Source organism: Paenibacillus sp. ACRRX (assembly GCF_022346885.1).
Classification (GTDB): domain Bacteria; phylum Bacillota; class Bacilli; order Paenibacillales; family Paenibacillaceae; genus Paenibacillus_B.
The window spans coordinates 397,515-408,209 of sequence record NZ_JAKRNK010000002.1; the positions used below are offsets into that span (position 1 = coordinate 397,515).

Consider the following 10,695-nt stretch of genomic DNA (forward strand, 5'->3'; position numbering starts at 1 on the left):
ATATTTGCCATACATCACAAAGTTATGCCTCACTGACCATTTGAACAGGCCTACGACCTTCTCAAGTCGCGTTCGTTATAGATTTGTTGATGTCAGATGCTGTGTACAATTGTGCAGTTCGCAGGACCATCCCTTTTCGGCATGGACCACACAAGTGAGAGAGGTATTGTCCAGTGGTCCATCACGGTCTGGATGAGGAACAATCTCGTTTAACATATGTTTAATAAAGGCACCGTGGCTCACCACAAGTACGTTCTTTCCGTAGTGTTCACGAAGCAGCACCTCAAACGCGGACATACCGCGTGCCACTACACTCTCTTTACTCTCCATACCTAGATCGATTTCCCACCATTTTAAGCCCCATTTTGCTACACGCTCCGCTTCTGTCGTTCCTTCTATCTGTCCTCCGCTAGCTTCTCTTAATCGATCATCCAACAGAAGTGGAATGCTGCCGAACTTTCCCTGAATAATTTCTGCCGTTTGCTTGGCCCTCAAGAGAGAGCTCGACACGATTAAATCCCACGTTTCTAAGCAAAGTCTTTCCCCCAAGAGGTGAGCGTCACGTTCACCTGCTTCATCAAGCGAAATATCGGAGTTCCCCTGTGCTCTGCCTTCTTTATTCCAAGGTGTGCTGCCATGTCGTATAATGCCAAATCTTGTCATGAGATATCCTCCGTAATCATGTTAGTTGTTAGATGAATCTATACTAATAGTATACACAAACGACTCCTGCCTTTCTAAATTACACAAAAACACTTGGAAACCCAAGTGTTTTGTTCGACAAGAATATTGTCACATCCATGCAGACGTTTAAAAACATAGTTTTATTACAACTTATGTATGACCGATACGCAGCCATATTAGGCAGCCATAAAATATGGCTAATTGCTGCACGGGAGACTCGAGAATTAGTTCTGCTTCCTTCCTGCTTACTTGGCTAATAACCTGCAAACTAGACGGATTGCTTGATTGGGATATAAATAGACATCTTCATCTGATCCGGATAACGGGAGTGACCCACGTCTGTTATTTCGAAGTCAGGTCCTTCCAATCGTTCATAATTGGAATTGGGCAACCAGGTTCCGTATATAAAACGTCTTGTATTCTGTACCTCATCAGCATGTCCATGAACCTTAAATTCAGCATATAGGCCTTTTGGAAGGCTATATCGAATAAGATCTTTTGTCAGTACATCATCTGAAGGGTATACAGCCTCACCTACGATAAACGAAAATTGACCATTGTCCTGAAATCGGCACGAAACGCCGTATGCCATCCCTGGAGCAGCTTGATGGGGAATGTGCAAGTAATACTGCTGTTCACCAAAGTGATGATAGAAGCCTGGAATGTCGTGAAAATAAGCTTCCTGCTGAAGATTGGTTATATACTCATACCCAACGATATCTACGGTCGCCAGCGTGGTAATACGAGGTTTATTCATTTGCAAGTCTCCTTTTGCCTGATTTCGATAATCTATAAAGTTTATCTTCAATTGATACGCCAACTGCTGGCCAGATGCTCGATATTTAGCTGGTGTAACGCCAAAGCAACTATCAAAAGCACGGGTAAACGCCTCTTGTGAACTGTACTGGTAGTCTAAAGCCACATCTAATATGTTCCGGTCTGTTGACTTAAGTACGATGGCTGCTTCTGATAAGCGTCGTCTGCGAATATAAGTTTGGACCGAGAAACCAGAAATCGCCTGAAACAACCTCTGAAAATGAAAAGCTGAAAAGCATGCAGACCTTGCGATTTGCTCAATACGGAGATCCTCTTGTAAGTGCAGTTCCATGAAATCGATAGCTGCTTGGATCCTATTATAATGGTCCATCTATCTCTGCTCCCTTCCAGACATAATGATGTATCGTTATTGTACATGATGTTCTCAGTCCCATTTTGATAGGTTGTGCTTTTTTATTTATTACAGTTGAAATAAGCAAAAAAAAGACCACATCCGGCGTAAACCGAAGCAGTCCTGTTGCTTACATGATGATAGCAACCGCAGTGGTACTATCTAGGTGTAACTTATAATCTGAACAGCCTTAGTTCACTTGCTGAGCTCACGATCCGACACGGGCTATGTGTCATACAGTCCAGAACGCGACTTGAACCATTGGAACAAATGGGTAGCAACTACTTTCAGCACAGCATAGCCTGGTACGGCTAGTATTATGCCTACGATACCAAATAGGTTACCGGCTGTTAAAATAACAAAAATAATCGTAATAGGATGGATTTTTAAAGTCTTGCCCATAATTTGCGGAGAAATAAATTTACCCTCCACCAGTTGGACGACAGTCCAGACAATAACCATCTTTAGCAGCATAACGGGAGATGTAACAAGTGCGATGATTAAAGCTGGCGTAATAGCAATCGCTGGGCCCAGATAAGGAACGATGCTCGTACATGCCGCTATAACAGCCAGCACAAGCGAATACTCAAGACCGATAATCAAGTAGCCAATATACAATAAGATCCCGATACAGAAGCTGACAATAATTTGTCCACGGATATAGGAACTGATTTGACCGTTAATATCTGACATCACTTTGTAAGAGCGCGAGCGGAGACCCATCGGGACAAAGTTGGTGATATAGCCTGGAAGCTTTTTCCCATCCTTGAGCAAATAAAATAATATAAACGGCACAATGACAAAAGCCAACACAAACTCTGTTATTTTCCCTAAAAATGCCCCTAATCCTTTAAACGTATCATTAAAGAAGGACGATGCTTTCGCGGTTAGGTTCTGCACAAGCTCAGAGGCGTTAAAGCCTAGACTTTGCTGGACCTGATTAAATACATCACTGCCAATCCAGGTTTGGAACAACAGCTGTGCTTCATGATAATACTTAGGGAAGTTCTCCGATAAACTTATGATTTGATCACGTACAAATGGAACGATGGCAACGATCAGGAATGTCACCAATCCAGCAATGAGCAAATACAACACCAGTATGGAATAAATACGTTTGATCCGAAAACGCTCCAGCACATCCACGATCGGATTAAGTAAATAATACGCCACACCTGCTAAAATAATGGGCAGTGAGACGGTTGTGAGCAGTACTTTAAAGGGCTCAAAAACGTATGATATTTTGGTAAATACATATACGTTTAATCCAACCAGCAGCAGAATAAGTAAGAACAGAACAAATTTCTGGTGGAGGAAAAATTGCAGCAGTTTACCGCTCCAATTGGTTGGTGACTTGACACGCGATTCGTCCGAATTCAAGTACGACTCACTCCTTATTATATTGTATATAAGAGAGATCTTTCTCTACTCCCTGTCCAATGTACTACGCACAAAGTTGATCATAAGCGTCATAAATGTCAGCATTATTCTGAGTGTTATTGGCAAGCCTATGGTGAACTTTTCATCAATTGGTTGAGTTTTCATTTTATTATATGATTTGTTTGGGCCATGCTCAACTCGTTTGGAATAAGATGATACGCTCACAATCCACACATAACCCGAAACCAGTTTAGCACCGCTTTCGTATCGTCTGTAAAATGGAATTCGAAGAGGAGGCATTCATGTATGATGTCACGTCTCAGTACAGTCACCTATAAAAAATTTGGTATTGTGGCATTTGCAGCTATAGTATTAGGTGTTATTATTGCGCTTGTACCTAGTGGTATGGTTCGCACCCTTGCTATTATTGCCATTACGCTTATTGCATTTGTACTGCAAGGTACGATCATCAGTGACAATAATACCAGCATAGATCAAACAGACGATAAAGATTGAAGCACTTTGGAACCCCTTCTTAATTAAGGGACACAGATCTCCTCTTCCCATTGTCGTCTATCCCTATGACGGAACAATGGGAATCCAATACTTGCATATCCCGTTCTGAATTGACGTAAGGCGTCCATGGTTGGCTTCAACCACCCTCCTGGACGCCATATTGGTTTCATCTACAGTTAGCAGTACTTCCTGCAGCGCTCTGTTACATGCTTCCTCTAGTAATAACTTTAAAATAATCGTCCCATATCCTTTATTCCGTTCGCTTGGTCTGATTGCATAGCCAATATGGCCGCCTCTCTCTGCTAAAGATTCATTTAGATAATGCCGTAACTTCCCAAGTCCAACAGGCTGATCATTCGAGAGAAGCCAGTAAGAGGTTTGCGGCACAAAATTTGGAGCCAAAGCTAGCCCACGTGACATCTTCTCAGACTGACTCAAAGCAAGTCTGAACTGCTTGGGTGTTAATCCGTACAAGCTATTGTGAAATCCGTTCTCGCCCGGTCCCATTTCTTGCGACATCTCATAGTAACGATAATCATCGAATTTCGTAAACCTACGAAGTTTGATATTCATAATCGTCTCCCCCTCAAATAACACTTTATGATGCGCTGGAACTAAAAATGAAGCATACATATAGGGTTGAGCCTAACAGTTACTCGGTCACCGAGCCAATTCGAAACCTCATCTGAGTCGCATTCGGTATTCCCCACTCATTTTTGGCCATTCCGAACCCTTGATGTATCATCTCGGTTCATTCCCTCTACAGCAACGACCTACTTATACGAATATCGTCTCACGAATAGCACCTTCAAGCTGCTTATAAATAGACTGAATAGTTGTACTGACTCCAGATTGCGCAGTTTATCCATAGTTCGCAGCTATACACTTCCTTTAGAAGTTTTGCAGTACTTTGCCACTTCCTGAATCGTCGTTTGCATATATCCTTTGGAAGCAAAACAAGTTCGTTGCGGATAACAATATGGTCGTCATTTTATCTGGCAATAAGCCATTAGACGGATCGGTCATTTTGATTACACCTTCCAAGAACCTATAAGTTCTATTATTGTCTCACAGGTCCTGTTGTCGTAACAAAGATAGTTCTATGATACAAACTGATGTTACATTAGCTTTCAAAATGGCTTGCTTTCTGTTTGCCATTAAATAAAGAATGTCAGCATTTAATGGATATTTATATCACAAAAGGCAGCCCTTAGGGGCTGCCTCGTCAATAAATAAAGTATGTTCTATTCTCTATCAAATAAAGCTGCGCCTGCAATCCCAGGCTTGGTCATCTCATGAGCGTCCAAAATAACATCCAGTTCCTCTTCTGTTAACACTTGATACATCAAGCATAGCTCTCGAACGGACTTCCCGCTTTCTGTCGCTTCGCGAGCAATACGTGCAGCAACCTCATAACCCAGATGCGGGCTAATCGCTGTAATGATCCCTACACTATTCTCAACGTACAAGCGACAACGTTCCTCATTGGCTTCGATTCCTTCAAGGCAATGTGTGCGGAATACTTTAAAGACGTTGTTCATCATACTCAGTGATTGCAGCAAGTTAAACACCAGTACCGGCTCCATCACATTAAGCTCCAACTGCCCTGCCTCAGATGCAAGACAGATCGTATGATCATTGCCAATCACTTGGAATGCGACTTGGTTCACCACTTCACACATGACCGGATTCACTTTCCCTGGCATTATCGAAGAGCCAGGTTGGCGTGCCGGTAAGCGAATCTCCCCGAATCCGGTACGGGGTCCAGATGCAAGCAGACGCAAATCATTTGCAATCTTGGACATATTCATCATACAGACCTTTAACGAGGCGGACACTTCCGTATACGCATCCGTATTTTGCGTGGCATCGATAAGATGCTCAGCATGCTTAAGAGGCAATCCGCTTAACTGTGCTAACAATTCCACCACTCGTTGAATATAACGCGGGTCGGCATTTAAGCCTGTTCCAACCGCAGTAGCGCCCATATTTACTTCATACAAATGTTCCTTTGTGTGCTCGATTCGCTTAATGTCTCGAGCAAGCATTCGGCAATAAGCTTCAAACTCTTGACCTAGACGAATAGGAACGGCATCCTGAAGATGCGTACGTCCCATCTTAATTACATGATCAAACTGCTCAGCCTTATCGCTAAAGGTCTGATGCAGTTCTCGCATCGTGATAAGCAGCTTATCTATAAGCGTTAAGACAGCGATGTGTATCGCAGTCGGAAAAGCATCATTAGTAGATTGTGCGCGATTCACATGGTTATTTGGGCTTAAGCTCGCATAATCGCCTTTAGCCTTGCCGAGCAGCTCCAGCGCGCGGTTCGCAATGACTTCATTGGCATTCATATTGATCGAAGTACCGGCTCCACCTTGAATCGGGTCAACGATAAATTGCTCGTGCCACTGACCTTGAATAATCTCATCAGCCGCTTGTGTAATCGCTTGGCACAAGTTAGGCTGTAATTGCTTCACTTCCATATTGGCAATCGCTGCCGACTTCTTGACGATCGCTAACGCACGGATCAACTCTTCACTCATCCGATATCCGGTAATTGGGAAGTTCTCTACTGCCCGCAGCGTCTGAATACCATAGTATGCCTCGTGGGGCACTTCTTTTTCTCCAAGGAAATCTTTCTCTGTTCTTGTTAAAAGTGTAGCCATAGGATTCACTTTCTTTCTGTAGGTAATAGAAAACAAATCAGTAACACACTAGTAAGCGTTTACAGGGTAAGTATACCATTGATTACCATACTTATCTATTATAATCTTATGATTTTCATCACATAATTTTAACCAGTGTATTATTATGATTGATATTTTGACCACTCCTTCAATAAATACCATATTTTAATCATTGCATTAGATACTCAAAAATTTAAATATTATGATCTAAACGCAAATGGGAAATTCATCATTTTGTGTTGATTTTATTTGACTGAAACGAGATTCGATGAAATATTAAATATAAAAACTGGAGGAGCAGACATGGATTCCAAACAAGCCTTTACAAGGTTTGAAGAACTCTCGCAAGACTACATAACAACCATTAAACGCTATAGCTACGAGGACCTACTATTTAAACCCTCTCCTACTTCCTGGTCGCTTGGCGAGTTGAATAACCATGTAGTGGGTACTGGCTTCATTCAGATGGAGACTTTAATGAATTGCAGGACAGCCGCGGCACTGCCAAAGAAGAAATCCTGGTCTGGAAGGATTGTCTACTTTATCGGTTCCATACCGCCAATTAAAGTCAAAATGCCAGAGACTATTGAACACACACCTTTCCAACCGTGCAGCAAAGAACAGCTATTGGAGCGCTGGCATTCATTTCTGAATACGATGAGAGAACTGGAGACCCTTGTATCTACCATTCCTCGCGATCAAAAAATGAAACAGCCCTATCTGGGTTATTTGAATGCAGAAGAATGGTATGAGCATATTGTGATGCACGTTGCTCACCACTTGCGACAACAGACACGTATCGAGCGAGTGCTTCGCAAACGAATACAAGACCACAATTAAGATTCACTTAGCGCTAAATTTACTGTATACTTGCTGATGGTTGAGTTGATCTAAATCCATCGTGTCGAGGTGTTAAGCAGTATGGCGTCCAAGAAATCACTGCATTTGTATATTTGTATGTTTATCGGTATCATTGCGATTTCATTTTCGGCTATTATCGTCAAATGGTCGGAGGCCCCCGCTTCCATTCTGGGCATGTATCGACTGCTGCTTACTAATCTGCTGTTGCTGCCATGGATGTGGTCTTATCGTGAGGAGTGGAAGGCCGTTCGTGTGAACGATTGGTTAAGGCTGGCAGCATCTGGATTATTCTTAGGCATTCATTTTTTGCTGTGGATGGAATCACTGCGTTACACCTCCGTATCCAGCTCTACTGTCATCTTGACCTTAGAACCTGTACTGATCCTTATTGCTTCATACTGGCTGTTTCAGCATCGTATTAAGCGTTCCGCAATCTATGGTCTTGGTCTTGCCTTAATTGGTATGGTATTGATCGGTTGGGGAGATTTTCAGCTTTCTGGTCAGGCCTTATACGGGGACCTTTTATCCGTGCTTGGCACGATTGCTGTTGTTATACATATGTTATTGGGTCAAGACTTAAGGAGCCGCGTCACCTCATACGTCTACAATTTTTCCGTATTTCTAGTAGCTGGGGTCAGCTTGGCCGTATACAATTTATGTGCAGGTATTGCTCTAGGCGGGTACTCTTCCAATGAATGGCTCCTATTCGTCTTAATGGCAGTCATTCCAACTGTGCTTGGCCATATGTTGTTTAACTGGCTGCTCAAGTATTTAAGCGCCACTTCGATCTCGATGAGTATCCTTGGAGAACCGGTGGGTGCTAGCTTGCTGGCTTGGATACTGCTCGGTGAGACGCTTGGTACGTTACAGTTGTTTGCTTGTGTGCTGCTCATTCTCGGTGTCTGGATCTTTCTGCGGAATGATAGGCCTTCAACCGCGTCACATCATGCGGCTTCACAACCTATCTCTCCACAATAAAGAGTGCGTCAATGAGGCATTTGATAGAACGAGTGATCGATTTTCCAACAGAATAGATCATTGTTCATAAAAATAGAACCCCCCGCATCACTACCGTAGTGGTGCGGGGGGTTCGTTTAATTACTTAGAAGTGGTGCTACACTATAAGAGAAACAACCCCAACTTCAATCAGCATAAATGAGCATTTTATAAGCATTAACTCATGTGGGATTCAATGGCTGCTTTGTTCGCCGACTTAGAAGAGTTCCTTCCCCATATGACCGACAAACCAAAACTTATCACAAGAATGATGGCACCAAACGAATAGGGCAGATCCAAATGAATGTCAAATAATATACCTGCAAGCGCCGGACCAAAGATGTTACCTAGACTCATGTACGCATTGTTCATACCAGCTACGAACCCTTGCTCCTCGCCTGCAAGCTTAGACAATAACGTGTTAATCGCAGGACGTAATATCGATGTAAACGTAAAGAAGAGCACGATCATCACAAGCATATACGACATATTCCCTGAAAATAACATCAACACCAACGTAACTGCTGATGCCAGGAAGGTTACATTAATCAGCCTACGCTCCCCAAACTTCTTCAGTAATTTATCGATAAACAACGCTTGAATAAACACACCAACCAATGCTCCCACAGTAATTAAAATCGAAATGTCACGTGCTGTATAACCATATCTTTGATCAACAAAGAGTGGAAAAATAGCTTCAAAATTCGCCAAGCCAAACGTTAAAGTAAACATGAGGAACAAAAAGATCCAATAGGGAGCTTTTATAGACTGAGCCAATTGTTTGAAAATATTTTCGGCTTTCTGCTTATGCTTCATCAACTGTTGCCGCTGTTCAACCGACAACGTCTCTGGGAGTACGAGCAAGGAGACAATCATAGCGATCGCACCTACACCTGCCGATACATAAAATGGCGCACGAATGCCCAGTTCAGCTAAAAATCCGCCAATGCCAGGCCCAATTACAAATCCTAGTGACATCGAAGCACCAAGCATGCCTAGTCCTTTGCCTCGACTTTCAACACTGGTTACATCCGCTACATAGGCCATCATAGAAGGAATCATAGCCGCAGCACCTATTCCTCCAACAAACCGAGATACATAAAGCATCCACATTTGATCTGCAACTGCAAAGATTAAATTGGAACCACTAAACAGAAGAAGACCTGCAATGATTAACTTTTTGCGTCCGAATCGATCGGACCACTCACCTGCGATCGGTGAAAAAATAAACTGCGTCAATCCCATCGCTGCCACCAGATACCCCGCAGCCTTACCACTAGCACCGAATTCCTTCAAAAACTCAGGCAGCACCGGGATAATCAGACCGATACCTAACATGGCAATAAACATGTTAACCATCAAGATCAGCAATGGCCCTTTATTCATTTCCTTACCAGACATAGTTGTTTGCTCTCCTCCACTGCAGAACACTTATTTCCATTCTGCATGATTGGTTTGTTACTATCTTTTTTTCTGTAAGAAGAAGTATATCTCACAGATTGACCCAAAGTCAATCTGTGAGATATTAAATTTTTCCCTTTAGCCAATTGCTTGACAGTTCTTTCAGACACGCTCTATCATAAATAGGTCTTACATATGTAAACCAGTAGAGGGGAGGATGGCAAAGTGGCCAGAAATGAAGAGAAGGACCGAGAGCTTCGCAAGGAACGTTGCGAGCAGATTATGTCTGCGGCAGTTGAGTTATTTGCCAAGAATGGAATGAACTCTACGAAGATATCTGATATCGCCAAGCAAGCCGGCATGAGTCACGGGCTTGTCTATAATTATTTCAAATCCAAAGATGAAATCTATGTATCTCTTTTAAATAAAAATATAAACAGCTTTAAGCATGAATTGGCTCGTATTACGCAAATGCAAGCAACTGCAGACGTAAAATTAAAGTGTCTCGTGGAACAAGTATATGTATACAACTGGGATGATGCTTTATTTCATCAATTGTTTATGGAACAATTTATGACATCCGATTCGACTAGTGTGGAATTAAAGGCTGCTGTGAAACTGCAGATGAATGATAATTTACAGATGGTTGCCTCCATAATGGCGGATGGCCAAGCTTCCGGACATATCGTTGACGGATCACCAAGTGTGCTCGCTTATTACTTTCTAGTTTGCCTTCAGTCCATTCTTCTAGCCGAAGCAAAAGATCTGTCATTTATCGAGCAAGATTCGGCCATGCACATTTTACATTTATTTCTACGCCATCAGCACTAACTCAACAGTCACACAGTCACTTATCGAAAATGGCCTCATCAGCTGCATGTTGATCGAGGCTGCTTTCAACTACCTCCCCCTTACTTCCGCATCATACCTACGATCCCATGTTCACATTCAATGCGCTACTGCATAAAAAAAGAAATATTTACGCAAACTTCCCACATT

The 10,695-nt window shown here is 42.6% G+C and carries 11 protein-coding genes; 4 read left to right on the forward strand and 7 right to left on the reverse strand.

Features of this window, described 5'->3' with window-relative positions; all coding sequences use genetic code 11:
* Window positions 1-75: 75 nt before the first annotated feature.
* The 3 genes from MH117_RS07220 to MH117_RS07230 form a co-directional block, all read right to left on the reverse strand.
* Complete coding sequence (locus MH117_RS07220; protein WP_239328006.1) at window positions 76-663, reverse strand: histidine phosphatase family protein; 588 nt, start codon at window positions 661-663, stop codon at window positions 76-78.
* A 289-nt stretch (window positions 664-952) separates the two neighbouring features.
* Window positions 953-1,831 carry an AraC family transcriptional regulator gene (locus MH117_RS07225; protein ID WP_239328007.1) on the reverse strand — a complete coding sequence of 293 codons (879 nt, stop codon included), beginning with the start codon at window positions 1,829-1,831 and terminating at the stop codon, window positions 953-955.
* Window positions 1,832-2,077: 246 nt separating this feature from the next.
* A complete protein-coding gene (locus MH117_RS07230; protein WP_239328008.1) occupies window positions 2,078-3,232 on the reverse strand; it encodes an AI-2E family transporter in 1,155 nt (384 codons plus the stop codon).
* 306 nt (window positions 3,233-3,538) lie between these two features.
* Here MH117_RS07230 and MH117_RS07235 point away from each other — a divergent pair, with 306 nt between their 5' ends.
* Entirely contained in the window at window positions 3,539-3,748 is a 210-nt protein-coding gene (locus MH117_RS07235) for a hypothetical protein (RefSeq protein WP_239328009.1), read from the forward strand.
* A gap of 63 nt (window positions 3,749-3,811) precedes the next feature.
* Here MH117_RS07235 and MH117_RS07240 read toward each other — a convergent pair whose 3' ends face one another.
* From MH117_RS07240 to aspA, 3 genes are all read right to left on the reverse strand, one after another.
* A complete protein-coding gene (locus MH117_RS07240; RefSeq protein ID WP_239328010.1) occupies window positions 3,812-4,321 on the reverse strand; it encodes a GNAT family N-acetyltransferase in 510 nt (169 codons plus the stop codon).
* A gap of 305 nt (window positions 4,322-4,626) precedes the next feature.
* Window positions 4,627-4,686 carry a hypothetical protein gene (locus MH117_RS26810; RefSeq protein WP_481857257.1) on the reverse strand — a complete coding sequence of 20 codons (60 nt, stop codon included), beginning with the start codon at window positions 4,684-4,686 and terminating at the stop codon, window positions 4,627-4,629.
* Window positions 4,687-4,992: 306 nt separating this feature from the next.
* The gene (gene aspA, locus MH117_RS07245) at window positions 4,993-6,417 is read right to left on the reverse strand and encodes an aspartate ammonia-lyase (protein ID WP_239328011.1); all 1,425 of its coding nucleotides are present in this window, start codon (window positions 6,415-6,417) and stop codon (window positions 4,993-4,995) included.
* 324 nt (window positions 6,418-6,741) lie between these two features.
* Between aspA and MH117_RS07250 the strand changes: the two genes are divergently transcribed.
* Both MH117_RS07250 and MH117_RS07255 read left to right on the forward strand, forming a co-directional pair.
* Window positions 6,742-7,278, forward strand: a complete 537-nt coding sequence (locus tag MH117_RS07250) for a DinB family protein (protein ID WP_239328012.1) — start codon at window positions 6,742-6,744, stop codon at window positions 7,276-7,278.
* A gap of 81 nt (window positions 7,279-7,359) precedes the next feature.
* On the forward strand, window positions 7,360-8,277 hold the full coding sequence (locus MH117_RS07255; RefSeq protein ID WP_239328013.1) for a DMT family transporter: 918 nt from the start codon (window positions 7,360-7,362) through the stop codon (window positions 8,275-8,277).
* 195 nt (window positions 8,278-8,472) lie between these two features.
* Here MH117_RS07255 and MH117_RS07260 read toward each other — a convergent pair whose 3' ends face one another.
* Entirely contained in the window at window positions 8,473-9,696 is a 1,224-nt protein-coding gene (locus MH117_RS07260) for an MFS transporter (RefSeq protein WP_239328014.1), read from the reverse strand.
* Between the two features lie 225 nt (window positions 9,697-9,921).
* Here MH117_RS07260 and MH117_RS07265 point away from each other — a divergent pair, with 225 nt between their 5' ends.
* Window positions 9,922-10,527: a TetR/AcrR family transcriptional regulator gene (locus MH117_RS07265; protein ID WP_239328015.1), complete on the forward strand. Its 606-nt coding sequence runs from the start codon at window positions 9,922-9,924 to the stop codon at window positions 10,525-10,527.
* The last annotated feature ends 168 nt before the right edge of the window (window positions 10,528-10,695 follow it).

What these genes read in the sequence shown, in the direction of transcription:
- MH117_RS07235 (WP_239328009.1), top strand. Translation starts at nt 3,539, where the DNA reads ATGATGTCACGTCTCAGTACAGTCACCTATAAAAAATTTGGTATTGTG.
- MH117_RS07240 (WP_239328010.1), bottom strand. Translation starts at nt 4,321, where the DNA reads ATGAATATCAAACTTCGTAGGTTTACGAAATTCGATGATTATCGTTAC.
- MH117_RS07220 (WP_239328006.1), bottom strand. Translation starts at nt 663, where the DNA reads ATGACAAGATTTGGCATTATACGACATGGCAGCACACCTTGGAATAAA.
- aspA (WP_239328011.1), bottom strand. Translation starts at nt 6,417, where the DNA reads ATGGCTACACTTTTAACAAGAACAGAGAAAGATTTCCTTGGAGAAAAA.
- MH117_RS07260 (WP_239328014.1), bottom strand. Translation starts at nt 9,696, where the DNA reads ATGTCTGGTAAGGAAATGAATAAAGGGCCATTGCTGATCTTGATGGTT.
- MH117_RS07255 (WP_239328013.1), top strand. Translation starts at nt 7,360, where the DNA reads ATGGCGTCCAAGAAATCACTGCATTTGTATATTTGTATGTTTATCGGT.
- MH117_RS07250 (WP_239328012.1), top strand. Translation starts at nt 6,742, where the DNA reads ATGGATTCCAAACAAGCCTTTACAAGGTTTGAAGAACTCTCGCAAGAC.
- MH117_RS07225 (WP_239328007.1), bottom strand. Translation starts at nt 1,831, where the DNA reads ATGGACCATTATAATAGGATCCAAGCAGCTATCGATTTCATGGAACTG.